The following is a 26,062-nucleotide window of genomic DNA, read 5'->3' as shown; positions in this document are numbered from 1 at the left end:
GAATCTGAGCCGGGCACTCGAACGAGTGAAGTTCATTGTGAATTCGGGGACCCCGGTGCTTTCATTTCGAGCGTCGGAAGTCCTTCACTTTGAATGACATGGGGAAGGGGAAAACGTATGGCGGAACGGGCGACGGGATCGACGGTGCCGCGGAGGCAACTCGGCCGGTACTTACGTGACCTGCGGAATCAGGCACGGCTCACGGTGCGCTCGGCGGCGCACCGACTGGAGTGGTCGGAAGCGAAGATGTGGCGCATCGAGACGGGGCAGTCGTCGCTGCGCAGCTTCGACGTGGAGACCATGTGCAAGGTGTACGGGGCGCCGGCTGATATCACCGAGGCCCTCATGGGGCTCGCGAAGGAGACGAAGGCGAAGGGGTGGTGGCACGCTTACGGTGACGTCATTCCGGAGGGCTTCGACGTGTACATCGGGCTTCAGGAGGCGGCGTCGAGTCTCACCTCGTACCAGAGCGATCTGGTGCCGGGACTGCTGCAGACGGAAGGCTACGCGCGGGCGGTCATCCGTCACCACAATCCGGACGAGACGGAAGCGGAGATCGACCGTCGGGTCCGGCTGCGTATCGAACGGCAATCGCTTCTCACCCGGGCGACCGCGCCCCCGTCCCTGCGGCTGGTGCTCAACGAGGCGGTGCTGGCGCGGCCCGTGGGCGGACCGGAGGTCATGGCAGGGCAGTTGACGTACCTCGCGGAGGCGGCCGAGCGCTCCAACATCGCGATCCGGGTGGCACCTTTCGCCACGGGGCTGCATCTGGGCATGCTGTCGGGGTCCTTCGTCGTCCTTCGCTTCCCGGTGAACGGCGACGGCACGGAAACGGAGCCCCCGACCGTCTACTCGGACGGCTTCACCGGGAGCCTGTACCTCGACAAGGCGAGCGAGGTGCAGAGCTACCAGGAGGTGTTCGACGACGTCTGGGAATCATCGCCCGATGAGCAGGTGTCACAGCGCCTGATCGCAGACACGGCAGGGAGTCATGGACAGGTCTGATCTCGCAGGTGTGCACTGGTACAAGTCGAGCTACAGCGACGGACAGCGCGATTGCATCGAGGTGGCGGTCGCCGACGGCGTCGTGGCCGCGCGTGACAGCAAGGACCCCTCAGGACCGGTGCTGACGTTCGCCCCCGACGCCTGGCGTGCCTTCGTCGCCGCCGTGCGGGGCGGGGAGTACGGCCGGTAACGGAACCGCAGGACCGCAAGCGCCCCACCGCCGGCGGCCGTCCGGCGGCGGGGCGCCCGCCGGTCACCGGCCGCCCGTCACGCGCGTTCGTACGCGGTGCCGGACTCGTTCCGCCGCAGCAGGCCCTCGTCGACCAGGGCGCGGCGCAGGGTCACCCAGTCGTCGAGCCATTCGCCGCAGATCGCGTTCACCTTCGCCTCGGAGTACGTGGTACCGGGCTCGAACGAGTCCTTCACCACCGCCAGCACCCGGCTCCGTACCTCCGCGTTGCCCGGGATCGACGTCAGCCGGCCGCGGCGGAAGTACCCGCCCGCGCCGTCGCCGCCTCCCCGGCCGGTGAGCCGGACCTCGGCCTGGACCGCGAGCCGGAAGGCGTCGTCGCGCAGGGTGTACGCGCGGGTGGCGGCGTCGAAGGCGGCGATCCCGCCCGCCGTGAGCTTCTGGAGCGCCGCCGCGGCGGCCGGGGGGCGGAGCCCGGTGCGGGTGGCGACGTCGGTCACCGAGGTGGCGCCGAGGGCGAGGGCGGCGTAGGCGGCGCGGCGGTCGGTCTGGGCGAGGAGGCCGACGAGGTCGCGGCAGGAGGGCGGGTGGCCCGCGGGGGCGGAGGCGTCGGCGGAGGAGTCCTCGGCGGAGGAGTCCTCGGCGGAGGCGGCGTCGGAGGCGGCGGCGTTGGAGGCGGCGTTCATGGAGCGTTCCATCCCGTCGTGGTGCCGGTGTCGTCCCGTACACGTACCGCGTCCCCCGGCCCGCCCGAAAGTCGTTTTCCCCCGCCCCGTCCGGCCTCCGGCTCGATCGGCGTCAGCACCCCGAGCCGGTCCTCGACCGCCTGCGCCGCCTCCAGGCACAGGTCCTCCCGGAACGCCCGCCCGATGATCTGCACCCCGACGGGCAGGCCGTCCACGACACCGGTCGGTACCGCCACGCCCGGCACCCCCACGAAGCTCGTCGCGCTGCACAGCCGCATCGCCGAGGTGACCCGGTCCAGGCCCGCCCGGTCGCGGGACTCCAGCCCCGGTTCGACGGGTGGTTCGGTGAACGACGGGCCCAGCAACAGCGGGTAGGAGTCGAGGAATTCGGCCCACGAGCGGCGGAGGGACATCCACGTGCCCATGAGCTTCACCAACTCGTCCGCGGTCGCGGGCGGGGTCCGCTCCATCGCCATCGCGATGTAGCGGTCCCCACCCTCGCCGAGCAGCGTCCGCACCGCCGGCCAGGTCGGCGCGAACTCGGTGACGGTCAGGCGCCCGTACGCCTCCAGCACCTCGTCCAGCCGCGGCACGTCCGCCACCTCGCGCACGGCGTACCCCGCGTCGCGGAGCGCGTCGGCCGCGGTCTCGACGGCCCCGCGGACCGCGGGGTGGACGCCGTGGCCGCCCGGGTCGGCCACGACCGCGACCGTCAGCGGCCCGGGGATCGCCTCGCCGTACAGCGGCACCGGTACGGCCCTGGGGTCGCGCGGGTCGGTCCCGGCCAGCGCCTCGTACGCGAGCCGCAGGTCGGCCACCGTCCGGGCCAGCGGTCCTTCGGTGACGAGCAATTGGGATGCCGGGCCCGGGTCGTCGGGGCCGAGCACGCGGTGGTCGGCCGGGAACCTGCCCGTGGACGGCTTCAGCCCGGCGATCCCGCAGAACTGGGCCGGTATCCGCACCGAGCCTCCGGAGTCGTTGCCGAGCCCCAGCGCCGCCATGCCCGTGGCCACGGCGACCGCGTCGCCGCCGCTGGACCCGCCGGGGGTGCGGCTGCTGTCCCAGGGGTTGACGGTGCCGCCGAAGAGTTCGCTGCGCGTGTGCATCCCCGCGAGGATCAGGGTGGGGATGTTGGCGTGCCCGATCGGGATGGCCCCGGCCGCGCGCAGCCGCGCCACGGGAGGCGCGTCGGCGGCGGCCACGAGATCGCGGAAGCGCGGCACCCCGAACGTGGTCGCCACCCCCTCGACGGGGGTGCTCTCCTTCACCGTGAAAGGCACACCCGCCAGCGGTCCGAGCGCCACCCCGGCGGACCGGAGGCGGTCGGTCCTGGCCGCGGCCTCGCGTGCGCGCTCCGCGAGGAGCTGGGTGACCGCGTTCACCTGCGGGTTGATCTCGGCGATGCGGTCGAGGTGGCTGTCGACCAGTTCGACGGCGGAGACGTGTGCGCCGCGTACGGCTTCCGCCTGTGCGGCGGCCGGCAACTTCCAGAGGTCGTCGGGCATGGCCTTTCTGGTTCCTCTCTTTTTTCGGTGACCGTTCCGATGCATCCGCATCGGAACGGTCACCGTACCCTGGATCCGATACGCGCGCATCGAATAAGGAGGCGGCCGGGAGCATGCCCAGACAGGTGGATCACGAGAGCCGGCGCCGCACCATCGCAGAGGCCGTCTGCCGTCTCGCCGACGAACGCGGCCTGGAGGGCGTGACCCTGCGCGACGTCGCCGCCCGTGCGGAGGTGTCCATGGGGGCCGTGCAGCGGTGCTTCCGTACCAAGGAAGAGATGCTGGTGTTCGCGCTCGGGTACGTGGGCGAGCGCATCGGCGAGCGCGTACGGGCCCGTCTCGTCCGGAGCCCGGCCCAGTCGGCGGGCACGGCGCTGGGGCACGCCGCCGCCGAGGTGTCACTGCTCGGGGACGAGCACCGCGCCGAAGCCAGGGTCTGGCTCGCCTTCGTCGCCCAGGCGGCGGTCAGTGAAGCGCTCGCCGGGACGCTGCGGGCGAACTACGCGGGCCTGCACGAGGTGTTCGCCCGGCTCGTGGCGGAGGCGCGTGGGGGTGCGGGGCGGGAGGAGTCCGGGGACCCGGCACCCGAGGGGGCGGAGCCCCGCGATCCGGAGCGCGAGGCCCGTACGCTCCTCGCGCTCGCCGACGGCCTGACCGTCCACGTCCTCGTCGGCCATCTCACCCCGCACGAGGCGCACGAGGTGCTGCATGCGCACCTGGCGGGCCTCTGGGGGTGAGCGGGGCTCAGGTGGCTCTTGGCGGTGGGTGCGGCGTTTTGTATCGTAGGGAAACAAAATCGGTTCTCCACCCCTGGGGGTTACGTATGGGCAGGCCCACGGACATAGGTGTCTTCAAGGCACTGCTCCTCGACATGGACGGGACGCTCCTCAACTCCGACGCCGTCGTCGAGCGCATCTGGCGCCGCTGGGCAGCGGAAAACGGGAAGGACCCCGAGGAGATCCTGCGCCACGCCCACGGCCGGCAGGCGCACGCCACCATGGCGCACCTCTTCCCCGAGCGGCCCGTCGAGCAGAACCTCGCGGACAATGCGCGCATGCTCGCCTGGGAGACCGCGGACACGGACGGCATCGTGCCGGTGCCGGGTGCGCCGGAGTTCATGGCGGGTCTGGCCGGGCTGCCGCACGCGCTCGTCACGTCGGCGGACCGGGCGCTGTCGCAGGCGCGGATGGCGGCGGCGGGGCTGCCGGTGCCGGCGATCTCCATCACGGCGGAGTGCGTGAGCGCGAGCAAGCCGGACCCGGAGGGGTTCCTGAAGGGGGCGGCCGACCTGGGATTCGCGCCTTCGGAGTGCGTCGTGTTCGAGGACGCGGCGGCGGGCATCGCGGCGGCACGGGCGGCGGGGATGCGCGTCGTGGGGGTCGGCCCGCGAGCGGCGGGGGAGGGGACGGACGTCCACGTGGAGTCGCTGGCGGGGGTGCGGGTCCGGCCTCTGGGCGGGGGCGCGCTGCGCTTGACGGTGGGGTAGGCGGGGGCGGGGGCGGGTTTTCGCTGGGTCCGGCGCGAGGGCGAGCGGCTGGTCTGAGGCGTTCGCTCGCGCCGGTACGTCCCCTCACGCTCGCCCAAGGGTATGCGCCTGGTCTGAAGCTGAGAAGCCGTATCTCTATCGATCACGTGGACGGTTCTGATCGAACGCGGTCCTTGGCCGGGTGATCTCGGTCGGATGGATGCATGAGTACAGGGCCCCTTGGTAGCTCGGGTTTGCGACCACTCGAGTGCCAGGGGGCCCTGATGTCGCAGCTGTACGGCTGCTCGCGCTTGGCGTTCGCGTCGCGTTGGTCATCGGGGTCGGGCATGGCGGCTCCTTCCGCTGACGCAGTGCAGGGTTGTCCGTTTTTCTGGCTACTTTGCCCATAAATATCCGTAATGGTGTTTCACTCCCATTATCGGTGGCTACCCGGCTCTGGCGGGGTGAGCAGACGGAAGACGACAGGTCAACGGAGAGCGACAGACAGCGACAGAAGAGGGACACGACGATGACCGAGACTCCCGAGCGGCGGACATCTGCCGCCACCGAGGCCGGGCAGCAGGTCCAGGACACGGTTCAGGACAAGGCCGGGCAGGCCAAGGAGCAGGCACAGCAGCAGGCGGAGCGGCAGGCACTGCAGACCGCCGGCACCGTGCGCCAGTGGGCGGACGACCTGGCCCGCATGGCGGAGCGGGCTCCGGATGACTCGCCGACGCGCGGGCTCGTGGCCCGCGCCGCCGACGGCGGGCACCGTGTCGCCGAGTACCTGGAGGAACGTGGCCCCCGAGGGGTCACCGACGACGTGCAGGGATTCGCCCGTGAGCGGCCGACGGCGTTCCTCGGCGGAGCGGCGCTGGCCGGCTTCGCCGTCGGGCGGCTGGCCAAGGCGGGCGGCTCCCAGGCCGGCCGCGTCCAGGCGCGGGCCGGGGAGGCGGGCCCCGGACAGCCAGAACAGAGAGAAGAGCGAAGGGAGGCGTGAGATGGCGACGACCGAACGGCAGGCCGCCGAGGAGCGGGCCGAGCAGCCCGCCGAGGCGGGTGCCCAGGAGCCCTCCGGCGCCGACGGCTCGGTGGGCGAGCTGGTGTCGGCGGTGACCTCGGACGCGCAGACCCTCTTCCGCCAGGAGATGGAACTCGCCAAGGCCGAGATGCGGCAGGAGGCCGTCAAGGCCGGGAAGGCCGCCGGCATGTTCGGCGGCGCCGGGTTCGCCGGCTACATGGTGGCCGTCTTCCTCTCGCTGGCGGGTGTGGCCGCGCTGAACAACGTGATGGACGCCGCCTGGGCCGCGCTGATCATCACCGGTGTATGGGCGTTGATCGGCCTGATCCTCTTCGCACGGGCCCGCTCCGGGATGCGGAGCGTGTCGCCCACACCTGACCAGACCATGGCAACCCTGAAGGAGGACGCACAATGGGCACGGCATCCCCGGAGAAGCTGAGGGCCGAGATCGAGGACACCCGTTCCAGGCTCACCGCCGACCTGGACCGCCTGGCCGAGCGCGTCAGCCCTCGCGCAGCGGCCGGCCGCCAGGGCGAGCGCGTGCGCGGCGCCGCCACGGGGCTTCGCGAGCGCGTCATGGGCAGCGCCACCGAGAGCACCGAGCAGGCCAGGGAACGCACCCGGCAAGCCACCGAGGCAGCGGGCGAGGCGGCCAGGCAGGCGCCGGAGCGGCTCGCGCGGCAGACGCAGGGCAACCCGCTAGCGGCCGGCCTGGTGGCGTTCGGCGCCGGGATGCTGGCCGCGTCGATGATCCCGGAGTCCCCGGCCGAGGAACGGGCCGCCGCCCAGATGGCGGACCGGGCCGGGGAGTTCGCCGGGCCGGTGAAGGACGTCGCGCGCGAGTCCGCGCAACGGATGAAGGAGGACGCCACGCAGACGGCCAAGGAGGCCGCCCGGGAGGTCAAGGAACGGACCGGAGAGGAGCGGCGATGACGAGGAGCGACGACACCGAGGAGCCGTCGCGGGCCGGGGGCCCCGGGCCACCGCCGGAGGACAGACCGGAGGAGCGGCCCAGAGAGCGGCCCCCTGCCAAGGGACCGACCGACCTGTCCGGAGGGTCGTGGTGGGCTGCCGTCAAGCGGACGCCCAAGGAGTACAAGGACGACGGCCTCAGCGACTGGGCGGCCGCGCTCACCTACTACGGGGTGCTGGCGATCTTCCCCGGGCTGCTCGCACTGGTGTCGATCGTGGGCCTGATCGGCGACTCTGCCATCGACCCGCTGATCGACAACGTGGCCACGCTGGCACCCGGGGCGACCCAGGACATTCTCACCACCATGCTGGAGCAGTTGAAGGACAAGCAGGGCGAGGCCGGGATCGCGCTGATCATCAGCGTCGCGCTCGCCCTGTGGTCTGCCTCCGGCTACGTGGCCGGATTCATGCGGGCGGCCAACACCGTCTACGACGTTCCCGAGGGCCGCCCAGTGTGGAAAACCATGCCCACCCGGCTGGCCATCACCGTCGTCCTGGTGCTCCTGACGGGGCTCATCTCCGTCGGCGTCGTCTTCACCGGCACGCTCGCCCGCCGGGCGGGCGACGTGCTGGGGCTGAGCGACACGGCCGTCACGGTGTGGAACTGGGCCAAATGGCCCGTGCTGGTCATCCTGGTCAGCCTCGTCATTGCGGTGCTGTACTGGGCGGCCCCCAACATCCGCCACTCCTTCCGCTGGGTGACGCCGGGGAGCCTGCTGGCCGTCCTCATCTGGCTGCTCGCCTCGGCGGCGTTCGGGCTCTACGTGGCCAACTTCGGCAGCTACAACAAGACCTACGGCAGCTTCGCCGCCATCATCATCTTCCTGATCTGGTTGTGGATCTCCAACATCGCGGCGCTGCTCGGCCTGGAGCTGAATGCCGAGCTGGAGCGCGGGCGCGCCCTGGAGACGGGTCACCCCCCGGAGGCGGAGCCCTACGCCGAGCCCCGCGACACGCGCAAGCTGAAGAAGAAGGAGACGAAGGAGGAACTGGAGGAGGAATGAGAGTGAGAAGCCGTTGTTCTATCGATCTTGAGTGCGGTGTGATCGACAGTGGCGTTCGGGATGGGTGATCTTGTCGGGATCGTGCATGAAAGCAGGGCCTCTCGGTGGCTCAGAGGCTGTCGAAGCCAAGAGCTGCCCCGGGAGGCCCTGTTGTCGCAGCCTTCCGCGTCGGTTCCTGCTGCGTCCAACTTGCCTCCCCGCGCGTGCCCAGCCCACGCCACGCGTGCCGCCGAGACAAGACTCGCCGTGACCCTCGCTCACATCAGGACAAACGACCCCCGGGCGGCCGACTTTCGCCCATCCGCGCACACGCGGCTGCTCCGACGCCCAGCCGCCGGCCCCCGCAGTCCCCGACCGGAGAAAGCGTGTCGTAACCCGCGGTAATACCCCGGGATCCGGCCCAAAACGGGCCCCGGAGCCCGACTTCCGCCCCACGGCGCGCACGCACCGACAGGTCGGCCCGCCCCCGCCCCGGCGTCCCTCCTCAGCCCGTGATGGCCTCGTAGATGCTGAAGCCCGCCAGGACCAGCATCACGCCCGCCGCCACCTTCGTGATCAGCTTCAGCGGTACGTACCGCATCAGCGTCCTGCCGCCCAGGATCCCTATCGCCGCCACCGCCCACAGCGCCAGCACCGCGCCGATGCCGACCGACAGCCAGTCGTCGAAGCGCGCGGCCAGGTTCGCCGTCATGATCTGCGTCAGGTCGCCGAACTCGGCGACCAGGATCAGCATGAAGCCCGCCCCCGCCACCTTCAGGAAGCTCTGGTCGGCGGGGGCCTTGACCTCTTCCTCGTCGTCGTCCTTCTTCAGCAGCAGGACCAGCGCACCGGCCAGGAACAGCGCGCCGACGATCCCCTGCACCGGACGCTGGGGGAGCTGTGCGAGCAGGCTGCCCGCAGCGATCGCGAGGCTCACGTGGACGACGAAGGCGGCGGCGACGCCGGCGAAGACGTAGGAGGCGCGGTAGCGGGTGCCGAGCATGAGTCCCGCGAGCGCGGTCTTGTCGGGGAGTTCGGCGAGGAAGACGACGCCGAAGACGATCGCGACGGTGCTGAGGCTGAGCAAGGTGCCTACTCTCGGTCGGGCGCCGTACCGAGAGCGTAAGCGCATGGCAGACCTCGGCACGGCAGCGTCAACGGACACTGCGGCCGAAGGTCTCGCCGGCGCGGAGATCCCGCGGCCTGCCGGCCGTGCGGTTCCGCGCTCCGGGCGCCGGCCCAGCGGGCTGGGCAGTATGTCGACGACACCGGCTGAGGGCTACTCCCCTTCAGACGTCCCCGAGTCTAGGCGATGCACCCGGCCCCGGGGCGATCAGCTCCAGCACCACCGCGACCGCCACCGCCTGCACCGCTATGAGCGCGACCAGCACGAAGAGCTGTACCGCACCGGCCGCTACGGGGGACGCGCCGCCCATGAGCAAGCCGACGTACGCGCCGGGAGTGTGACGAGGCTCACGGTGCGGGTCTGGTCGAGGCCCGGGATCAGGGCGTCGGAGGCGGCCGGGCGGGCTATCTCCAGGCGCGCCTCGTGCTCCAGGAAGCCGGGCGCGAGCGCCGCCTCCACCTCGCCGCGCCGGGCGGTCAACTCGTCCAGCGCGCGGCGGCCGGCGAGTACGGTGCCGGTCAGTGCGCCGCCGATGAGGATGCCGCTGACCGGGGTGAGGGCGATGTCGTCGACCCTGACGAGGCCGGTGAGCGGCAGTGTCGCAGCGACCGCGGTGCCCCCGGCGGCGATGGGGACGGCGGCCCGGCGCCAGGTGCGGTTGTGGGTGATGCGGCGGCCCGCCGTCCAGGCGCCGACGGCGAACATCAGGGCCACGAAGGCGAGGAGCAGGGGTACGGCGCGTACGACGTAGCCGATGACGACCGGGGCGGTGGTGAGTCGGGCGGCGGCGCGCAGCCCGGCGGGGGCGATGGCGCGCGCGTGTGTGGTGAGCCCCCGGGGGTTATCCGGCTCTTCCCGCCCCCTCGTTCCCGCCGCCTGCGCCGCCTTCTCCGCTCTGCCGCTGCTCGTTCCCCTCGCCGAGCCGGGCCACCGCGGCGACGGTGACGGCGGCGGCCGACAGGGCGGTGAGCACGGCCGCGCGGGTGACGTTGACGGGCAACACCAGCCGAGCGCAGTCCGGTCGGGGGCGGCGGCCCCGGGGGCGTGGCGAGGGCAAACCCGGTAGGCGGTCTTGCGGATGACATGGCCATGTCCTCAAGGTGTTACCTGGCGCCTGCAGAAACGACACTTCGCGGCGTCAGCATCACGTGCACATGCACAACACCCCCCATAGTTCCGGGAGTTCGTATGTCCGGCATTTCTCAGCGGCCGCTCGCGCGGCTGAAGGTCTACGCGCGTCACCTCGCCGCGCCGCTCGCGGCGGCGGCGCTGCTGCTGACCGCGGCGCCCAGCGCCCAGGCCGAGCCGCCCGCCCCGCCCGGCGCCGACACCGCCCTCGGCTACCTCGCGGAGATCACCACCGCGCCCGAGGGCTCCTCCGACGGCTACGACCGCGACCTCTTCCCGCACTGGAGCACCCAGTCCGGGGCCTGCAACACCCGCGAGGTCGTCCTCGAACGGGACGGCGACAACGTCGAGCAGGACGCGAGCTGCGCCGCGGTGGGCGGTTCGTGGTACTCGCCGTACGACGGCGCGACCTGGACCCAGTCCTCCGACGTCGACATCGACCACATGGTGCCGCTCGCCGAAGCCTGGCGCTCCGGCGCGAGCGCGTGGAGCACCGGCGAGCGCGAGCAGTTCGCCAACGACCTCGAGATCGCGCAACTGCTCGCGGTGACCGACAACGTCAACCAGTCGAAGGGCGACAAGGACCCGGCGGAGTGGATGCCGCCGTCGACCGGCTACCACTGCACCTACGCGAGCATGTGGGTGTGGGTCAAGCACACGTACGACCTGACCGCCGACGACGCCGAGAAGGCGAAGCTGGAGTCCGTCCTCTCCGGCTGCTGACGGGCCCGAAGGGCTGCGCTCCGAGGGCCCGAGGGCCCGGTCCCGCAGTCCGGCGGCACGCGGGCGCGGCGCGGAACTCCCGTGCCGCGCACCGCGGTTCGCACGCCACCGGCCCGTCACCCGGTCGTACCGTGCACGTCCGGCCCGCAGCCGTACGGCCGTGTTTGCGGCGGACGATACGGGCTAGCCGCCAACTATGACTGTGTGGCTGATCATCATCGTGGTCGTGGCCGCCGTCGCAGCAGCGGCCCTGTTACTGATGCGCACCCGTGGCGGTATCGCCGCCCTCGGCCTGCCCGGCGGGCCGCGAGGGCTGCGGCGGCGCTTCGGACCGGAGTACGACCGGACGGTCGAGCGCCACGACGGCGACCGCAAGGCCGCCGAGAAGGAACTGGCCCGGCGCGTCCGCGCGTACGGCAAGCTGCGGACCGTACGGCTCGACCCCGCGGCCCGCGGGCGCTACGACGCCGAATGGAGCCTGATCCAGCAGCACTTCGTCGACTCGCCCGTGCGTGCCGCCGCGGAGGCGGACGCGCTGATCGCCCGGCTCGCGGGCGAACTCGGCTACCCCGCCGAGGAGTACGACGAGCGGGTCTCCGCCCTTTCCGTCCACTACCCGCGCCACATCGGCGACTACCGCCGGCTGCACGGGCTCGCCCAGCGCGAACCCGGCCGGGCGGGCGGGGAGCCGCCCACGGAGGAGGCCCGCACGGCGCTGCTCCGCACCCGGGAGTTGTACACGGAGCTGGCGGGCCGGCCCGGCACCTCCGCCACCCTCCCGAAGGCGCCGGAAGCGCCCGGGACCCCGGAGAACGAGAAGGCGGCCCCGGCCCGCGAGGGCGGCGGCGGGCGCCGGCTGGCGGGCCGCGTGCCCACGCCGTGGGCGATGCGCCGCGGCGACGGCCGGGGCGGGAGCGCTTCGTGACCGGCGCGGGGGAACGCGACGAGACGGCGGGCAAGCCGGCGGGCAACTCCGGCGACAGGGAAGGCGAGGACACCGGGGCGGCTGCGCGAGGAGTCGTGGCGCCGGGGAGCGGTTCCGGCGAGAGTGCGCCCGAAGGGTCCGGTGCCGCGGCGGCCGGAGAGCCGTCCCGCGCCGGGTCCCCCGGTGTCCTCGTACCGGCCGCCCCGGCGGCGGACCGGGCAGGCCCGGCGAAGGGCGGCCCCGCGACCACCGATCCCGTCGCGACCGCCGGCCACGTGGCCGCCGACCCGGTGGCGGTCGCGGACCCCGTGGCCCCCGCACCCGCGGCGCCCCCCTCCGCGCCCGGCCACGGCCGCCGGCCGGACGGCCCCCTCCTGCCGCCGTCCGAGCGGGACGAGTGGGGTGACCGGCTGCACCGGGCGACGGGTCGCTTCGTCGACGATCCGCCGGGGGCCGTCGATGACGCCTGCGCCGTCCTCGGCGATCTCGGCGAGCGCATCGCCGCGCTGCTCGCGGAGCGCCGCGACGCCTCCCGGGACCTGACCCGCCAGGCCAGGACCACCGACGGCGAGGCGAACGCGCAGACCGAGCGGCTCCGCCTCGCCCTCCGTGACTCACGCGACCTCGCGGAGCGGCTGCTGACCCTGTAGATCGGCGGGCTCCCCGGGACCGCTCCGGCCCCGGGAGCGGTCCCGGGGCGACCGGGCGACACTGCCTCCACTCCCGACCGCGGAGAAGTGGAGGGCCCCGTGCTGGGTCTGCTGATCGCACTCGTGACGTGTCTCGTCCTCGCCGTGTCCCGCTTCCGGCGGCGCCGCCGCGGCACCGCGTTCCTCGGTGCCGTCCTGCGCGGGGACCCCGCCGAGGTGCGCGCGCTGGTGGACCGGGGCTACGGCCTCGGCATCTCCGACGCCCGGGGCGACACGGCGCTGCACTATGCCTACTACGCGGGCGACCACGAACTCGTCCAGACGCTGCTCGCCCTCGGCGCGCGCGAGGAGTCGTACAACCGCGACGGGCTGCTGCCGCACCAGCTCGCCGAGGTGGCCGAGGCGGAGCTGCGCATCGAGGAACTCGTCGACCTCCTCCGCCGGTACGACGGTGAAGCGACCGCCCGGGCCGCGGAGCTGGCCGAAGAGCTGCGCCCGTACCACCGCGCCCCCGTCTATCCTGCGGCGCTGACCAACGTCCTCGCCAGGACCGGGGACGGCGAGCCGCTGCGCGCGGTGCTCCGCACCGCCATCCGGCTCGGCCGCCCGGACTTCCTCGCCGTGCTGGAGGAGGAGCTGGGGCGCCGCGGGGACCGCGAGATCGCCGAGGACTACCTCAACAGCGGTTCCCCGCGGCTCGGGTACGCGGCCCAGCGCTGGGCGGAGGAACACCGCTTCGCGATCACGGACCACGGCCAGGGCGCCCGCGCCGGCTGGGGCCGACTCTGAGGCGCCGCCGCCCCGGCCGCGTAGCGCATCAGGCCCAGGTCCGTCGTCCGGGCGGTCTACGTGCTCGGGCATCCGGGTGAGCATCCGGTATTTGTATGTTTTTCGGGTTATCACTCCAGCGAATCGGCGCGGGAGAGAGGTGACCCATGGGCAGGGCGAGGCGTGCGGTGGTCGGCGCGTGCGCGGCGGCGGTGCTGGCGCCGGTGGCGGCGGCCGGGTGCACGGCGGGGCCGGGGGACGGCGGCGGCAAGGCCGGGGAGAAGGGCAGCGAGCACGCGGACGCCAGGACAGACGCCCGCGCCGCCGCCCGGAAGAGCACGAGCGCCCACCTCATCGGCGACGGCTCCACCGCCTGGACCGGCGCGCAGCCCGCGCAGCCGCGGGTGCGCACACTCGCCCCGGGCGAGAAGCCGCCGCAGTTCGTCGTCTTCTCCTGGGACGGCGCGGGTGAGACCGGCGACGGCCTCTTCCAGCACTTCCGGGAGATCGGGCGGAGGTACGACGCCGCCATGACGTACTTCCTCTCCGGCATCTACCTCCTGCCCGAGTCCAAGCGCTCGCTGTACGAGCCCCCCGGCCACGCCCCCGGCGCCTCCGACATCGGGCTGCTCAGCGACGCGCACATCGAGGAGACCGTCGACCAGGTCCGCGGCGCCTGGCTCGACGGCAGCGAGATCGGCACCCACTTCAACGGCCACTTCTGCGGCCCCACCGGCGTCGCGAGCTGGTCGAAGGAGGAGTGGAAGAGCGAGATCGCGCAGGCCAAGCAGTTCGTCAAGCGGTGGAAGACGCACACCGGAATGCGCGACGCCGCGCCGCTGCCCTTCGACTACGACAAGGAGCTGACCGGCGCCCGGACCCCCTGCCTCGAAGGGGCCGACAACCTCCGCGCCGCCGCCCGCGAACTGGGCTGGCGGTACGACACGAGCGGCGTGAGCGAACAGGTGTGGCCGGCGAAGGAGGACGGCCTGTGGGACCTGTCGATGCAGCTCGTGCCGTACCCCGGCAGCGACCGCGAAGAGCTGACCATGGACTACAACTTCAAGGTCAACCCCCTCACCACCCCCGCCAACGCCCAGTCGCAGATGCGTGACGGGCTGCTCGCCGGCTTCCGGCGCGCGTACACGGGCAACCGCGCTCCGCTCATCGTCGGCAACCACTTCGAGACCTGGCACGACGGCGCGTACATGCGCGCGGTCGAGGAGACCATCAAGGAGGTCTGCCCCCGCGAGGACGTGCGCTGCGTGTCCTTCCGGCAGCTCGCCGACTGGCTCGACGCGCAGGACCCGCGGACCCTGCGGGCGCTGCGCGGCCTGGAGGTGGGGCAGGCGCCGGAGGGCGGCTGGGGCACGCTGGGCAGACGCGGCTCAGGTGTGCAGTGACAGGCCCTTGACCGTACGGTCGACGGCGTTCCTCGGCCCGTAGAGAGCGAGGCCCGCCAGGGTCAGGTCGGCGGCGGGGACGTCGCGGACGGCGGCGCGGTTGTCGTCGTCGTTGCCGGTGGCGAAGAGCTCGTCGGTGTAGACGGCGGTGGCCAGACCGCGGGACAGCGCCCGGGCGTGGGTACGGGTCAGGCCCGCGGCGTCGGCGGCGAAGACGAGGACGGGCTCGCGGAACATCGGCAGGTACCGGTTGCCGCTGCCGTCCTCGTACGGCTTGCCCATGATGTCGTCGGCGGCGTGGGCGACGCCGCTGCACAGGAAGGCGGTGACGTTCAGCCGCTGCCAGGCGGCCAGGTCCTGCCGGACGACCACGGCGATCTTGGTCTCGAAGCGCATGCCGCCAGCCTGGCCCCCGCGGGCGGCGGCGGTCTTGAACGCTGGTGCGGCACCGCGGTGCGCTCACCTGGTGCGGCACCATGGAAGGCGTGAGCGACTGGGTCTCCTACTGGCGGGACGCGCAGCGGCCGGTGGAGGCCATGCGCGCCCACTTCGAGGAGCACGTCTTCCACCGCCACAGCCACGACGCCTACTCCTTCGGCCTCACCGAGAGCGGAGCCCAGCGCTTCGTCTGCCGCGGCGGCTCGCACACCTCCGCCGCGGGCCTCGTCATGGCCTTCAACCCCGACGACCCGCACGACGGCGAGTCGGCGGCCGAGCTGGGGTTCACCTACCGGATGGTGCACATCGGCCCCGACGTCGTACGGGACGTCCTCGCCGACGCCGGCGCTCCCGGCGGCGCCGCCGCCCTCCCGCTCTTCGCCGACCCCGTGCACCGCGACCCGCCGCTGTGGCGCGCGCTGCTGCGGCTGCACGCGGCGCTCACGGAGGGCGCGGGCCCGCTGGTACGCGACGAACGGCTCACCGCCGCCGTGACGGCGATGGTCCACCGCGCCTCGACGGCCCCGCCGCGCGCCCGCACGCTGCGCCCCGGCGGCCCGCAGGCCGGCGCCGCCCGGCGGGCGCGGGCGGTGCTCCGGGAGCGGTTCGCGGAGGAGATCCCGGCGGCGGAGCTGGCCGCGGCGGCGGGCTGCAGCCGCTACGCGCTGTACCGGGCGTTCCAGACGGAGTACGGCATGCCCCCGAGCGACCTCCAGCGCCTCTTCCGCCTCCGCGACGCCCGCCACCGGCTGACGGCGGGGGAGAGCGCGGCCGGGGCCGCGGCGGCGTCGGGGTTCGCGGACCAGAGCCACCTGCACCGCTGGTTCGTCCGCACCTACGGCATCACCCCGGGCGAATTCGCCCACGCCGTACGGCGATAGCGCGCTGGGGGCGGCGGCGAGTCCGGCGCGAGTGGGAGGGCGGGGCGGTTCGGCGATGAGTTTCGCGTCCTGCACGAGTCATGATCGGTGGAGGCAGTACGCCACGGAAGGAACTCCGCATGACCGACGCAAACCCCGCCGCACCGGCCGCCCACCCGGACCTCGGCCCGCAGACCAGAGTCGTCGCCCGGCTCGCCGCCGGCGTCCCCGACGACCGGCTGGAGGACCCCACGCCGTGCGAGGGCATGGCCGTCCGCCACCTGCTGGGCCACCTGGCCGGCCTGACGGTCGCGTTCCGCGACGCGGGCCGCAAGGACCTCGGCCCCACCACCGGCACCGACCCGAACTCCGCGCCGCGCCCCGACATCGGCCCCGGCTGGCGCGAGGAACTGGCCCGGCGGCTCCCCGAGCTCGCCGAGGCGTGGCACGACCCGGCGGCCTGGGAGGGCGACACCCAGGCCGGCGGCGTCGCGCTCCCGGCCGCGGTGGCCGGCCGGGTCGCCCTCAACGAGCTGGTCCTGCACGGCTGGGACCTCGCCCGCGCCACCGGCCGGCCGTACGAGCCGGACGACGAAGCCCTGCGCGTCTCCTACGACCTGCTGGCGGCCACCCCCGGCGGGCCCGCGCGGGAAGGAATGTTCGGGCCGGTCGTCGCCGTGCCGGAGGACGCGCCGCTGCTGGACCGGGTGGCGGGGCTCAGCGGCCGCGACCCCGGCTGGACGCCTCCCGGACGCTGACGCCCGCCCCTCGATGACGATCCGGCCGCAGCGTGGGCGCGGAGGCGTGTCGATCCGGGTCGGCCACCACGTCGGCGAGGACACCGCCGTAAAGCTCAGTGGCAGTGATCGGGCTCGGTTGCCGGGCCGGTTTCTCGGTAGCGCAGGCTCTCGTCGTAGGAGGTCTGGGCGTCTGCGAAGCCGTAGGCGGTGTTCCGCCAGCAACGTAGCCTCCGGTCCCCGGCGACGCCCTCGGAGGGCTCGTGGGAGCCCCCTCACAGGCGGACGATGATCAGGGCGATGTCGTCGGGGGCGCCGCCGGCCACGCCGAGGCGGGCGAGGAGGGTGTCGGCGAGGCGTTCGGTGCCGAGCGTGCCGTAGCGGGCGAGTGTGTCCGTCAGCCGGTGCAGGCCGGCGTCGATGTCTTCGCCGCGTCGCTCGATGAGCCCGTCGGTGTACAGGACGAGGGTGTCGCCGGTGCGGTAGGGCAGGCTGGCGTGGGGGCGTGGGATGTGCCGGGGGCGTGTGCCCAGCGGTGGGTCGGTGGACTTGTCCAGCAGATCGCAGGTGCCGTCGGGGTGGAGCAGGATCGGCGGGAGGTGGCCGGCGCTGCTGTAGGTGATCCGGCGGCCGTCGGGGTCGATGACGGCCTTGACGGCGGTGGTGGCCGTCGCCCCTTCCACGGCGTAGGAGTACAGGTCCAGGAGATCCAGCGCCCTGCCCGGTTCGCGGAGTGCCCGGACCCCGGCGGACAGTGCGCTGCGCAGCATGCCCATGGTGGCCGCGGCTTGCAGGCCGTGGCCGACGACGTCGCCGACGGCGACGGCGAAGCCGTTGTCCGGGAGATCGATGACGTCGTACCAGTCGCCGCACACGTTCAGGGAGCCGGAAGCGGGCAGGTAGCGCACGGTGATGTGCGGGTGGTGTGCCAGGTCCGGTGAGCGGAGCATGGTCTCCTGCAAGGTGACGGCGACCTGCCGTTCCCGGGCGTGGGCACGGCGCAGTTCCTCGTTGAGCCGCTGCAGCTCTCGCGCCCGCACGTACAGCTCGGCGTCCATCGCTTCCCGTTCGCTCAGGGCCCGGTCCTGGTCGCCGTTCTCGGCCGGCTGGGCTGCGCGGGCCAGGATGAACGAGGTCACGTCCTCCACGCGGTGGATGATCCAGGCGACCTGTCCGTCCGGCCCGAGGACGGGGGTGTTGACGGGAGACCACCACCGCTCGTCGAACGTCCCCGGCCGGCCGGGGCGGGGGATGTCGTACTTCGTCAGCGCCAGGGTGTCCGGCTGCTTCGTGCGCAGGGCCCGGTGCAGCGAGGCTTCCAGGTCCTGCATCCCGGTGGAGTGCGGGTCTGCGGGATTGTGGGGGAAGGCGTCGAACAGATACCTGCCGATCAGGTCATCCCGGGTCCGGCCGGTCGCCCGCAGGTATGCCTCGTTGACGTCGACGATCACCAGATCAGGGCCCAGTACCAGGTTCGGATCGGGCGCGGCCGTGAACAGCGCTTCGTAGTCGATCTGCGAGGTCACAGGTCCATACCAGCCCTTTCCACCCCCGGAAGAATGCCGACCTGCCACCCCCCTGCCAATCTAGAACGGGCGGAGCGGCCGTACCCGCCGTAATCCGCCAAACGGACGTGATCGGCGAGGCGGGCCGTCAGGCCACCCGCGGACCGGCGGCGGGGTCCGCTTCGGCGGCGCGCAGAACGAGGGCGCGGAGTACGGCGCCGGCGTCGGCGGGTCCTGCGCCGCAGGCGTTGCCTCAGCCGGTGAAGGGGTCCGGGGGCGGTGGGGGCGAGGCCGTCGCAGCAGGAGTGAACTGACGGCACGAGTACGCAAGTGGCGCGACGCCGCGGCAGGAGGGCGGGCCGGGTACGAGAGCCGAGGCGACCCGCGCGCATCTGTATGTCAGATATCGCGGAAGGTCTCGATGCGGGCGCCCACCGAGTTGAGGCGGTCGGCCAGGGACTCGTAACCCCGGTTGATGACATAGACGTTGCGGAGCACCGACGTGCCCTCCGCCGCCATCATGCCCAGCAGCACCACCACCGCGGGGCGCAGCGCGGGCGGGCACATCATCTCCGTCTCGCGCCACCGCGTCGGGCCCTCGACCAGCACGCGGTGCGGGTCGAGGAGTTTCACGCCGGCGCCCAGGCGGGTCAGTTCCGTGAGGTAGATGGCGCGGTTGTCGTAGACCCAGTCGTGGATGAGGGTCGAGCCCTGCGCGGAGGCGGCGATGGCCGCGAAGAACGGCACGTTGTCGATGTTGACGCCGGGAAACGGCATCGGGTGGATCTTGTCGATCGGCGCCTGGAGCTTCGACGGGCGAACGGTCAGATCCACCAGCCGGGTACGGCCGTTGTCGGCCGCGTACTCCGGGGTGCGGTCGAGGTCGAGGCCCATCTCCTCCAGCACCGACAGCTCGATCTCCAGGAACTCCACCGGCGCCCGCCGCACCGTCAGCTCCGACGACGTGACGACCGCCGCCGCCAGCAGGCTCATCGCCTCCACCGGGTCCTCGGACGGGGAGAAGTCGACGTCCCTGTCGATGTACGGCACGCCGTGCACCCGCAGCGTGGTCGAGCCCACGCCGTCCACGCGCACGCCCAGGTGCTCCAGGAAGAAGCACAGGTCCTGGACCATGTAGTTGGAGCTGGCGTTGCGGATCTCGGTCACGCCGTCGTGCCGGGCGGCGGCCAGCAGCGCGTTCTCGGTCACGGTGTCGCCGCGCTCGGTCAGCACGATGGCCCGGTCGGGGCCGACGTCCGAGACGACCTCGCAGTGGTAGACGCCCTCGGTGGCCGTCACGTCCAGGCCGAAGCGGCGCAGCACGGCCATGTGCGGCTGTACGGTCCTGGTGCCGAGGTCGCAGCCGCCCGCGTACGGGAGTTTGAAGCGCTCCACCCGGTGCAGCAGCGGGCCGAGGAACATGATCACGCTGCGGGTGCGGCGCGCCGCCGCGTTGTCCATGGAGTCCAGGTCCAGCTCCGCCGGGGGGACGACCTCCAGGTCGGCGGCGTCGTTGATCCAGCGGGTCCGCACCCCGATGCTGTTCAGCACCTCCAGGATGCGGAAGACCTCCTCGATCCGCGCCACCCGGCGCAGCACCGTGCGGCCGGAGTTCAGCAGCGTGGCGCAGAGCAGCGCGACGCAGGCGTTCTTGCTGGTCTTCACGTCGATCGCGCCGGACAGCCGGCGGCCGCCGCTCACCCGCAGGTGCATCGGGCCCGCGGTGCCCAGGGCGACGATCTCGCTGTCCAGTGCCTCGCCGATGCGGGCGATCATCTCCAGGCTGATGTTCTGATGGCCGCGCTCGATGCGGTTGACGGCGCTCTGACTGGTGCCCAGCGCGGCGGCGAGCTGGCTCTGCGACCATCCGCGGTGCTGCCGGGCGTCACGGATGAGCCTGCCGATGCGCACGAGGTAGTCGTCTGCCATGACTTGGACGCTATCTCACATATGAGATGCCCGCGCATTCAGGGGTTTCGCGTCTCGAATGTCACCGGAGTGCTGAATGCGGCCTTTCGGGTGGCGCGGCGCAGCGCGGCGAGCACGGCCCGGCCGAGGGTCAGCGTGCACACCGCCGTCACCGCCGCGCGCGGCAGATCCCAACCCAGGGACGTGGCGAGGCAGTACGCGACGAAACGGGCCAGGTTCTCCGGCAGCGGATCGCCCGCGACGAACGACACGCCCGTAGACATACCGCTCAGATACGGCCACCCCTGGAGATTCATGACCGTGCCGTAAAGAACTGAAGCGATTGCTCCATACGAGGCAAGCAGCCACAACTCCCGGCGCCCCCGCAGCCGCTCCGCCCCCGGCAGCAGCCCGGCGCCCATCGCGACCCAGCCCATGGCCAGCATCTGGAACGGCATCCAGGGCCCGACCCCGCCCGTGAGCAGGGCGGACGCGAACATCGTCACGGCCCCGAGCACGAACCCGAAGCCCGGTCCCAGCACCCGGCCGGAGAGCACCATGAGGAAGAACATCGGTTCGATCCCCGCCGTCCCCGCCCCGAGGGGCCGCAGCGCGGCGCCCACGGCGGCGAGGACGCCGAGCATCGCGACGGCCTTGGCGTCGAGCCCGGCGTCGGCGATGGTCGCGCCGACCACGGCGACGAGGAGGGGCAGGAGGGCGGCGAAGAGCCAGGGGGCGTCGCCGGAGTGGGCGAGCCCGGAGTCGGGCCCGGCGAGCAGCGGCCAGCCGAAGGCGGCGACGCCGATGACGGAGACGAGCAGCAGGGCGGCGGCGGAGACGGGGCCGAGACGCACCACGCGGAGCCGGGGGGTGCGGGCGGGGGCGGCAGCCGGGGGCCTGTCGGCGGGGCCGGGCGTGCCGGTCGTGCCCGGGGTGTCCGAGGGGTTCGCGTACGCATCGCCGCCCGGTGTCCCGGGTACGGCTCCGGGCTCCTCCGCCGTCATGCCGCCGCCTCCAGGGCGTGCCGGACCTGGGCGACCGTCAGCCACGTCCTCCCCGCCGCCGTGCCGCCCGCCGTGCCGCTGCCTGCCGGGCTGAGGATCTTCGCCACCTGCGGCGCGAACGACGGCGAGGCGACGACGACCTCCGCCGTCGGCCCGTCCGCGACCACCTCGCCGTCCGCCAGGATCACCACCCGGTGCGCCAGTTCCGCGGCGAGCTCCACGTCGTGCGTCGCCAGCACGATCGCGTGGCCCGCCGCGGCGAGCCCGCGCAGCACGCCGACGAGCCGCGCCTTCGCGGCGTAGTCGAGGCCGCGGGTCGGCTCGTCGAGCAGCAGCAGCCGGGGGCGGGCGGTGAGGATCACGGCCAGGGCGAGCGCGAGCCGCTGACCCTCCGACAGGTCGCGGGGGTGCGCCTCGTCCGGTACGCCGGGCAGCAGCCCGGCGACCAGGGCCCGGCAGGTGCCGGCCGCGGCCCCCGCGTCGCCGTCGGCGGCTGCGCACTCCGCGGCGACGGTGTCCGCGTACAGCAGATCCCGCGGATCCTGCGGTACGAGCCCGGCGTGCCGCAGGAGTTCGGCCGGGCGGGTGCGGTGCGGGGCGAGGTCCCCGAGCCGTACGGAACCGGCGGCCGGCCGGTGCATGCCGACGAAACCGGCCAGCAGCGTGGACTTCCCCGCGCCGTTGCGCCCCATGACCGCGACGGTCTCGCCCGCGGCGACGGAGAGCGACACCCCGCGCAGCACCTCCGCCCGCCCGCGGCGCACGGTGAACCGCTCCGCGACGGCGACGGGCCCGGCGGCCCGCCCGTCCGGTCCGCCCTCGCCGCCGCCCGGAGCCAGCCCCGCCAGCCGTTCCCGCAGCGGCGCCGCGCGCCTGCGCGCGTCCCGTACCGTCAGCGGCAGCGGCGACCAGCCCGCCAGCCGGCCCAGCGCGACCACCGGGGGGCGTACCGGCGAGACCGCCATCATCTCCGCCGGCGCGCCCGTCTCCGGTGCCGCGCCCGGGGACGGCAGGACGATGACCTGGTCCGCGTACTGCACCACCCGCTCCAGCCGGTGCTCCGCCAGCAGCACCGTCGTGCCCAGGTCGTGCACCAGCCGCTGGAGCACCGCCAGCACCTCCTCCGCCGCCGCCGGATCCAGCGCCGACGTCGGCTCGTCCAGGACCAGCACCCGCGGGTGCGGCGTCAGCACCGAGCCGATCGCCACACGCTGCTGCTGGCCGCCGGAGAGCGAGGCGATCGGCCGGTCGCGCAGCTCGGCGAGGCCCAGCAGGTCGAGCGTCTCCTCCACCCGCCGCCGCATCGTGTCGCGGGGCAGGCCCAGGGACTCCATGCCGTAGGCGAGTTCGTCCTCGACCGTGTCCGTGACGAAGTGCGCCAGCGGGTCCTGGCCCACCGTGCCGACGACGTCGGCCAGTTCGCGCGGCGGGTGCGTACGGGTGTCGCGGCCGTCGACGGTGACGCGGCCGCGCAGGGTGCCGCCGGTGAAGTGCGGCACGAGCCCGCAGACGGCGTTCAGCAGCGTCGACTTGCCGACCCCGGAGGGGCCGACGAGCAGGGCGAGTTCGCCCTCGGGGACGGTGAGGTCCACGCCCCGGATCGCGGGCTTCGCGGCGCCGTCGTAGACGACGGACACGTCCTCGAAACGGATCACTGGGCGGTCTCCTCGGTGGTTCTCGGGGCGCGTGGTTCGCGCGGCCGCGGCGGTACGGGGGCGACGAGCGCCGGCAGCAGGCCGAGCAGGCAGCTCGCGGCCGGCCACAGCGGCAGTTCCGGCGCGGTCAGGGGTACGGCGGTGGGGTGCAGGGCGTCGGGTCCGTAGGAGTTGGCGTAGATCATCAGACCGCCGACGGCCGCGCCGGAGGCGGCGACGAGCCAGGCGCGCGGGCCGAAGCGGTCGGGGCGGTAGCGGCTGCGCACCGCGCGGCGTCCGCCGAGCCACAGCCCGCAGGCCGCGGCGGCGGCGCCGAGCGCCAGCACCGGCAGGCCGTAGCCGGCGCCGGAAGCGGCGAGCAGCCCGTATGTGCCGGCGCAGATGCCGAGGAGCCCGCCGAGGGTGAGCGCGGCGGTGGTGATCCTGACGGCGCGGGGGAGCCGGGCCGTACGGCCGTAGCCGCGCGCGTCCATCGCCGCGGCCAGCGCCACCGAACGCTCCAACGCGCCCTCCAGCACCGGGAGTCCGACCTGGACGAGGGCCCGCGGGCCGCGGTCGTCGCGGCCGCGCAGCCGGCGGGCGCGGCGCAGCCGGGCGACATCGGCGACGAAGTGCGGGGCGAAGGTCATCGCGACGACGACGGCGACGCCGAGTTCGTACAGCGCGGCGGGCAGGGACTTCAGCAGACGGGCGGGGTTGGCGAGGGCGTTGGCGGCGCCGACGCAGATGAGAAGGGTGGCCAGCTTCATGCCGTCGTAGAAGGCGAACGTCAGTTGCTCGGCGGTGACCCGGCCGCCGAGGCGCACCCCCTGCGCCCACTCGGGGAGGGGGACCTCGGGGAGGGTGAAGAGCGTGTGGGTGCCGGGGATGGGGGAGCCGAGGAAGGTGGCGAAGAGGAGCCGGACGGCGATGACGAGGAGGCCGAGCTTGAGGAAGAGGGCGTACGAGCGGGCCCACGGCGCGTCGGTGCGGCGGGCGGCGACGACGTAGCCGGCGACGGCGACCAGGAGGGCGAGGAGGAGGGGGTTGGTGGTGCGGGAGGCGGCGGTGGCGAGGCCGAGCGCCCAGAGCCACCAGGCCCCGGCGTGCAGGGCGTTGGCCCGGTCGGCGAGGGGCGGCCGGAGGACGCCGCCCCCGCGCACGGCCTGCACGGGCGCGCTCCGCCCCTCGGCGGTGCGCGGGGAGCCGGGGCGGTGGGGAACCTCGGGCGTCATGTGCGGCGGCGGCGCAACTGCCAGACCGTGAGGCCGGCGAGGACCGCGACCATGACGAGGCCGCCGACCGTGCCGGTGGACGGGCCGGAGTCGCCGTCGTCGGCTTCGTCCGCCGGGACGGTGGAGATGTCGACCTTGTCGCGCGCCTCGCCGGCGCCGGCGCCGTCGTCGGACGCCGCCGGCTCGGCGCAGCCGCTGCGCGGGTATCCGTCGATGGCGCAGAGCAGGCCGTTGGAGTCGTAGCGCAGCGGCTCCGCGACGGCGGCGAGCGCGTCGCCGAGGGTGGCGTCCTCGGCGACCGAGGCGCATTCCGTACGGGCCGGGGGCGGGGTCCGGCCGCCGGGGGCGTCCGCGGCGGTGCCGAAGTCCAGGACGAGGGCGACGCGTTTGCCGCCGTCGCCGGGCGGGGTGCCGCCGCAGATGGCGTCGAAGCCGGCGGCCCCGCGGGGGCGCGGGCCGCCGCCGGACTCCTCGCTGACGGCGAACCGCACGCCGTGCACGTCCCCGTCCGCGGGCCGTTCGAGCCCGGGGCCCTTGGTGGCGTAGACCCAGGAGTCCCCGTCCCGGTCCCAGAAGGACCAGTACCGGTATCCCTCCGCGGCCTGCGCCCCCGGCGCACCCGCCCCGAGCACCAGCAGGGCACCCCCGACCACGGCAACGAGCACCCGTGGTATCGCCTGCCGTATCGTCCTCCGCCCGCGGCGCGGTTGCCCGCCGCTCGTCATGCGCGCTTCTTTCTGCGGGCGCTCGCCAGCAGGCCGATGCCCGCGCCCGCCGCCAGGCCCACCGCCAGCAGCGACCAGACCGCCACACCCGGGCCGCCGCCGTCGTCGTCCGACGACTCCTCCGACGCCGCCGGGTCCGTCGCCGGCTTCTCCGCCGTCGGCTGCGGGCCCGTGGCGTTGAGGCTCGCCACCAGGTCCGTACCGCCCGCGAAGGCGCTCGGGTCGGCGTCCACCGCGTCGGCGGCGAGGATGAGGGTGGCCAGGGCCGCCGGGTTCTCCTTCGACCAGGACAGGGTGCTCTTGTCGCGCTCCAGCCAGCCGTACGGCTCGCGCGCCGCGCTGCCGTGGCCGCCCGCGGCCAGCGCCAGCACGGCGACGGCGGTCGCGTTGTGGTCGGGGCCCTCGCCGGTCACCATCGGGAGGTGCCCGTCGCCGGCCGCCAGCTTCTGCGCCAGGTATGCCGCACCCGCGTCCGCCGCCTCCGCGGGGGACGGGTCGTCCGTGCAGGCGCCCGCCTCGACCGGCTCGTCCTTGCCGCCCCCCTTCGCCAGGCCGGCACCGAGGCCGCTGCCCGTCCCCGCGAGCACGGCCGCCGCGGTCGCGTAGTCGTTGGGGAAGAGCGCACCGTCGTCCTCCGGCTGGTACGCGTACGCCCCCCGCTCCGCCTTCTTCGCGTCGCAGCCGAGTTGGAGCGTCGCGAGCGCGTCGTACGGGCTGCCGCCGCCCGCCGTCGTCTTCTCCGGCTCCTCGCCGACCGCGGCGAGCGCACCGACCACGACCGCGGTCGAGTTGGCGTCCGTCGGGCCGCCGGGGTTGAAGCCCCAGCCGCCGTCCTCGTTCTGGATCTCCTTCAGCCAGGCCACGCCCTCGGCCACGGCCTTGCGCTCCCCGCCCACTGCGCTCAGCGCCTGCACCGCGGCGGCGGTCGCGTTGGTGTCCTCGGCCGCCTCGTCGCAGGGCTTCGCGACATCCGCGCGGTACGCGGCGAAGCCGCCGTCCGCGCACTGCTGCCCGGTGAGGAAGGCGACCGCGGCCGGAGCCGGGCGCAACTGCTGCGAGCGCTGGGCGAGAAGGGCCAGCGACTGCCGCCAGACGCCGTCGAACTCGGGGTCCGCGGTGCCGTAAAGCCCCTCGGGCAGCTTCTTCTGTGCGGGTACGGCCTGCGCGGGCGCGCCCTGCGCGGCGACCCGCGGTGCCGCCTGCGGCGCGGTGGCGGCCGAGGCCGCCGACGCCGGGCCGGCGACGGTGAGGGGCAGCAGCACTGCGGCGGCGAGTGCGGCGCGCGTGCCGCGGGCGGCGGCGGTCCGGCCTATCGGAGCCATGACGGAGCGGGGGCCTTTCGGGACGGGGCGGCCGGCACAGCCGGCCGCGGCCGCCCGTCCGCGCTCGACGCGCGCCGGGGGACCGGGCTCAGCTCCGCATACCGCGACGGACGGGGCCCGGGCCGGCATCGGTACCGGCGGGGC

27 protein-coding genes and 1 pseudogene are annotated in these 26,062 nt (G+C 73.8%); 15 read left to right on the top strand and 13 right to left on the bottom strand.

What is annotated here, in order from left to right; all coding sequences use genetic code 11:
- The first annotated feature begins 117 nt into the window (after positions 1-117).
- Together FB457_RS11590 and FB457_RS11585 are read left to right on the top strand one after the other, a co-directional pair.
- Complete coding sequence (locus tag FB457_RS11590) at positions 118-1,005, top strand: helix-turn-helix domain-containing protein (RefSeq protein WP_047015520.1); 888 nt, start codon at positions 118-120, stop codon at positions 1,003-1,005.
- Positions 992-1,195: a DUF397 domain-containing protein gene (locus FB457_RS11585; protein ID WP_047015519.1), complete on the top strand. Its 204-nt coding sequence runs from the start codon at positions 992-994 to the stop codon at positions 1,193-1,195. The genes FB457_RS11590 and FB457_RS11585 overlap by 14 nt, the downstream gene beginning before the upstream one ends.
- Positions 1,196-1,272: 77 nt before the next feature.
- Here FB457_RS11585 and FB457_RS11580 read toward each other — a convergent pair whose 3' ends face one another.
- Positions 1,273-1,893 (bottom strand): DUF2087 domain-containing protein, encoded by a 621-nt coding sequence (locus FB457_RS11580; protein ID WP_047019850.1) that lies wholly within the window; start codon positions 1,891-1,893, stop codon positions 1,273-1,275.
- Positions 1,878-3,386, bottom strand: a complete 1,509-nt coding sequence (locus FB457_RS11575) for an amidase (RefSeq protein WP_253911188.1) — start codon at positions 3,384-3,386, stop codon at positions 1,878-1,880. The genes FB457_RS11580 and FB457_RS11575 overlap by 16 nt, the downstream gene beginning before the upstream one ends.
- A 113-nt stretch (positions 3,387-3,499) precedes the next feature.
- On the opposite strand from FB457_RS11575, the gene FB457_RS11570 reads away from it, so the two are divergent.
- From FB457_RS11570 to FB457_RS11545, 6 genes are all read left to right on the top strand, one after another.
- Positions 3,500-4,123, top strand: a complete 624-nt coding sequence (locus FB457_RS11570; protein WP_145781759.1) for a TetR/AcrR family transcriptional regulator — start codon at positions 3,500-3,502, stop codon at positions 4,121-4,123.
- Between the two features lie 86 nt (positions 4,124-4,209).
- Positions 4,210-4,872, top strand: coding sequence for an HAD-IA family hydrolase (locus FB457_RS11565; RefSeq protein WP_145781757.1), 663 nt, complete (start codon positions 4,210-4,212; stop codon positions 4,870-4,872).
- Positions 4,873-5,380: 508 nt separating this feature from the next.
- Complete coding sequence (locus FB457_RS11560; protein ID WP_145781755.1) at positions 5,381-5,851, top strand: hypothetical protein; 471 nt, start codon at positions 5,381-5,383, stop codon at positions 5,849-5,851.
- Between the two features lies 1 nt (position 5,852).
- Positions 5,853-6,311, top strand: coding sequence for a phage holin family protein (locus FB457_RS11555; protein ID WP_047015515.1), 459 nt, complete (start codon positions 5,853-5,855; stop codon positions 6,309-6,311).
- On the top strand, positions 6,284-6,805 hold the full coding sequence (locus FB457_RS11550) for a DUF3618 domain-containing protein (RefSeq protein ID WP_047015514.1): 522 nt from the start codon (positions 6,284-6,286) through the stop codon (positions 6,803-6,805). The genes FB457_RS11555 and FB457_RS11550 overlap by 28 nt, the downstream gene beginning before the upstream one ends.
- A complete protein-coding gene (locus tag FB457_RS11545) occupies positions 6,802-7,848 on the top strand; it encodes a YihY/virulence factor BrkB family protein (protein WP_078898194.1) in 1,047 nt (348 codons plus the stop codon). Before FB457_RS11550 ends, FB457_RS11545 begins: the two co-directional genes overlap by 4 nt.
- Before the next feature lie 484 nt (positions 7,849-8,332).
- Here the strand turns inward: FB457_RS11545 and FB457_RS11540 are convergent, their stop codons facing one another.
- The 3 genes and pseudogenes from FB457_RS11540 to FB457_RS35180 all read right to left on the bottom strand — a co-directional run bounded on the left by FB457_RS11540 (position 8,333) and on the right by FB457_RS35180 (position 9,956).
- Positions 8,333-8,914 (bottom strand): TMEM165/GDT1 family protein, encoded by a 582-nt coding sequence (locus FB457_RS11540; protein WP_047015513.1) that lies wholly within the window; start codon positions 8,912-8,914, stop codon positions 8,333-8,335.
- A gap of 202 nt (positions 8,915-9,116) precedes the next feature.
- Positions 9,117-9,781, bottom strand: a pseudogene (locus FB457_RS11535) (ABC transporter permease); the annotation flags it as partial.
- Positions 9,782-9,794: 13 nt separating this feature from the next.
- Positions 9,795-9,956 carry a hypothetical protein gene (locus tag FB457_RS35180; protein ID WP_164492518.1) on the bottom strand — a complete coding sequence of 54 codons (162 nt, stop codon included), beginning with the start codon at positions 9,954-9,956 and terminating at the stop codon, positions 9,795-9,797.
- Positions 9,957-10,141: 185 nt separating this feature from the next.
- Between FB457_RS35180 and FB457_RS11530 the strand changes: the two genes are divergently transcribed.
- The 5 genes from FB457_RS11530 to FB457_RS11510 all read left to right on the top strand — a co-directional run bounded on the left by FB457_RS11530 (position 10,142) and on the right by FB457_RS11510 (position 14,550).
- Positions 10,142-10,804, top strand: coding sequence for a GmrSD restriction endonuclease domain-containing protein (locus FB457_RS11530; protein ID WP_145781753.1), 663 nt, complete (start codon positions 10,142-10,144; stop codon positions 10,802-10,804).
- 196 nt (positions 10,805-11,000) lie between these two features.
- Positions 11,001-11,729: a hypothetical protein gene (locus FB457_RS11525; protein WP_486588995.1), complete on the top strand. Its 729-nt coding sequence runs from the start codon at positions 11,001-11,003 to the stop codon at positions 11,727-11,729.
- Positions 11,726-12,379: a hypothetical protein gene (locus tag FB457_RS11520; RefSeq protein ID WP_486588994.1), complete on the top strand. Its 654-nt coding sequence runs from the start codon at positions 11,726-11,728 to the stop codon at positions 12,377-12,379. The genes FB457_RS11525 and FB457_RS11520 overlap by 4 nt, the downstream gene beginning before the upstream one ends.
- Positions 12,380-12,478: 99 nt before the next feature.
- Complete coding sequence (locus FB457_RS11515) at positions 12,479-13,168, top strand: ankyrin repeat domain-containing protein (RefSeq protein WP_145781750.1); 690 nt, start codon at positions 12,479-12,481, stop codon at positions 13,166-13,168.
- A 146-nt stretch (positions 13,169-13,314) separates the two neighbouring features.
- Positions 13,315-14,550, top strand: coding sequence for a polysaccharide deacetylase family protein (locus tag FB457_RS11510; protein WP_486588993.1), 1,236 nt, complete (start codon positions 13,315-13,317; stop codon positions 14,548-14,550).
- On the opposite strand, the gene FB457_RS11505 is transcribed toward FB457_RS11510, so the two are convergent.
- Entirely contained in the window at positions 14,536-14,946 is a 411-nt protein-coding gene (locus FB457_RS11505) for a DUF2000 domain-containing protein (protein WP_047015508.1), read from the bottom strand. The genes FB457_RS11510 and FB457_RS11505 overlap by 15 nt on opposite strands.
- Before the next feature lie 80 nt (positions 14,947-15,026).
- Between FB457_RS11505 and FB457_RS11500 the strand changes: the two genes are divergently transcribed.
- Both FB457_RS11500 and FB457_RS11495 read left to right on the top strand, forming a co-directional pair.
- On the top strand, positions 15,027-15,869 hold the full coding sequence (locus FB457_RS11500; RefSeq protein WP_047019845.1) for an AraC family transcriptional regulator: 843 nt from the start codon (positions 15,027-15,029) through the stop codon (positions 15,867-15,869).
- A 119-nt stretch (positions 15,870-15,988) separates the two neighbouring features.
- Positions 15,989-16,606: a TIGR03086 family metal-binding protein gene (locus FB457_RS11495; RefSeq protein WP_047015507.1), complete on the top strand. Its 618-nt coding sequence runs from the start codon at positions 15,989-15,991 to the stop codon at positions 16,604-16,606.
- A 254-nt stretch (positions 16,607-16,860) separates the two neighbouring features.
- Here the strand turns inward: FB457_RS11495 and FB457_RS11490 are convergent, their stop codons facing one another.
- The 7 genes from FB457_RS11490 to FB457_RS11460 all read right to left on the bottom strand — a co-directional run bounded on the left by FB457_RS11490 (position 16,861) and on the right by FB457_RS11460 (position 25,918).
- Positions 16,861-18,111 (bottom strand): SpoIIE family protein phosphatase, encoded by a 1,251-nt coding sequence (locus tag FB457_RS11490; RefSeq protein WP_145781748.1) that lies wholly within the window; start codon positions 18,109-18,111, stop codon positions 16,861-16,863.
- A gap of 378 nt (positions 18,112-18,489) precedes the next feature.
- Complete coding sequence (locus FB457_RS11485; RefSeq protein ID WP_047015505.1) at positions 18,490-20,019, bottom strand: UDP-N-acetylglucosamine 1-carboxyvinyltransferase; 1,530 nt, start codon at positions 20,017-20,019, stop codon at positions 18,490-18,492.
- Positions 20,020-20,057: 38 nt separating this feature from the next.
- The gene (locus tag FB457_RS11480; RefSeq protein WP_486588992.1) at positions 20,058-21,002 is read right to left on the bottom strand and encodes an ECF transporter S component; all 945 of its coding nucleotides are present in this window, start codon (positions 21,000-21,002) and stop codon (positions 20,058-20,060) included.
- A complete protein-coding gene (locus FB457_RS11475) occupies positions 20,999-22,657 on the bottom strand; it encodes an ATP-binding cassette domain-containing protein (protein ID WP_145781747.1) in 1,659 nt (552 codons plus the stop codon). The genes FB457_RS11480 and FB457_RS11475 overlap by 4 nt, the downstream gene beginning before the upstream one ends.
- Positions 22,654-23,871 (bottom strand): CbiQ family ECF transporter T component, encoded by a 1,218-nt coding sequence (locus tag FB457_RS11470; RefSeq protein WP_145781745.1) that lies wholly within the window; start codon positions 23,869-23,871, stop codon positions 22,654-22,656. Before FB457_RS11470 ends, FB457_RS11475 begins: the two co-directional genes overlap by 4 nt.
- Complete coding sequence (locus FB457_RS11465) at positions 23,868-24,596, bottom strand: SCO2322 family protein (RefSeq protein ID WP_047015501.1); 729 nt, start codon at positions 24,594-24,596, stop codon at positions 23,868-23,870. Before FB457_RS11465 ends, FB457_RS11470 begins: the two co-directional genes overlap by 4 nt.
- Positions 24,593-25,918, bottom strand: coding sequence for an SCO2321 family membrane protein (locus FB457_RS11460; RefSeq protein WP_145781744.1), 1,326 nt, complete (start codon positions 25,916-25,918; stop codon positions 24,593-24,595). Before FB457_RS11460 ends, FB457_RS11465 begins: the two co-directional genes overlap by 4 nt.
- Positions 25,919-26,062 lie beyond the last annotated feature (144 nt).

It is taken from the genome of Streptomyces sp. CNZ287 (genome assembly GCF_007827615.1).
Note: the sequence above shows the minus strand (reverse complement) of the source record. Positions and strands in the feature narration are given on the sequence as shown.

Bases quoted from the DNA above. Each gene is read 5' to 3' on its own strand.
- FB457_RS11470 (WP_145781745.1), bottom strand. From the start codon at position 23,871: ATGACGCCCGAGGTTCCCCACCGCCCCGGCTCCCCGCGCACCGCCGAG.
- FB457_RS11570 (WP_145781759.1), top strand. From the start codon at position 3,500: ATGCCCAGACAGGTGGATCACGAGAGCCGGCGCCGCACCATCGCAGAG.
- FB457_RS11590 (WP_047015520.1), top strand. From the start codon at position 118: ATGGCGGAACGGGCGACGGGATCGACGGTGCCGCGGAGGCAACTCGGC.
- FB457_RS11465 (WP_047015501.1), bottom strand. From the start codon at position 24,596: ATGACGAGCGGCGGGCAACCGCGCCGCGGGCGGAGGACGATACGGCAG.
- FB457_RS11555 (WP_047015515.1), top strand. From the start codon at position 5,853: ATGGCGACGACCGAACGGCAGGCCGCCGAGGAGCGGGCCGAGCAGCCC.
- FB457_RS11560 (WP_145781755.1), top strand. From the start codon at position 5,381: ATGACCGAGACTCCCGAGCGGCGGACATCTGCCGCCACCGAGGCCGGG.
- FB457_RS11585 (WP_047015519.1), top strand. From the start codon at position 992: ATGGACAGGTCTGATCTCGCAGGTGTGCACTGGTACAAGTCGAGCTAC.
- FB457_RS11505 (WP_047015508.1), bottom strand. From the start codon at position 14,946: ATGCGCTTCGAGACCAAGATCGCCGTGGTCGTCCGGCAGGACCTGGCC.
- FB457_RS11525 (WP_486588995.1), top strand. From the start codon at position 11,001: ATGACTGTGTGGCTGATCATCATCGTGGTCGTGGCCGCCGTCGCAGCA.
- FB457_RS11495 (WP_047015507.1), top strand. From the start codon at position 15,989: ATGACCGACGCAAACCCCGCCGCACCGGCCGCCCACCCGGACCTCGGC.
- FB457_RS11565 (WP_145781757.1), top strand. From the start codon at position 4,210: ATGGGCAGGCCCACGGACATAGGTGTCTTCAAGGCACTGCTCCTCGAC.
- FB457_RS11460 (WP_145781744.1), bottom strand. From the start codon at position 25,918: ATGGCTCCGATAGGCCGGACCGCCGCCGCCCGCGGCACGCGCGCCGCA.
- FB457_RS11485 (WP_047015505.1), bottom strand. From the start codon at position 20,019: ATGGCAGACGACTACCTCGTGCGCATCGGCAGGCTCATCCGTGACGCC.
- FB457_RS11575 (WP_253911188.1), bottom strand. From the start codon at position 3,386: ATGCCCGACGACCTCTGGAAGTTGCCGGCCGCCGCACAGGCGGAAGCC.
- FB457_RS11480 (WP_486588992.1), bottom strand. From the start codon at position 21,002: ATGACGGCGGAGGAGCCCGGAGCCGTACCCGGGACACCGGGCGGCGAT.
- FB457_RS11580 (WP_047019850.1), bottom strand. From the start codon at position 1,893: ATGGAACGCTCCATGAACGCCGCCTCCAACGCCGCCGCCTCCGACGCC.
- FB457_RS11510 (WP_486588993.1), top strand. From the start codon at position 13,315: ATGGGCAGGGCGAGGCGTGCGGTGGTCGGCGCGTGCGCGGCGGCGGTG.
- FB457_RS11500 (WP_047019845.1), top strand. From the start codon at position 15,027: ATGGAAGGCGTGAGCGACTGGGTCTCCTACTGGCGGGACGCGCAGCGG.
- FB457_RS11550 (WP_047015514.1), top strand. From the start codon at position 6,284: ATGGGCACGGCATCCCCGGAGAAGCTGAGGGCCGAGATCGAGGACACC.
- FB457_RS11530 (WP_145781753.1), top strand. From the start codon at position 10,142: ATGTCCGGCATTTCTCAGCGGCCGCTCGCGCGGCTGAAGGTCTACGCG.
- FB457_RS11545 (WP_078898194.1), top strand. From the start codon at position 6,802: ATGACGAGGAGCGACGACACCGAGGAGCCGTCGCGGGCCGGGGGCCCC.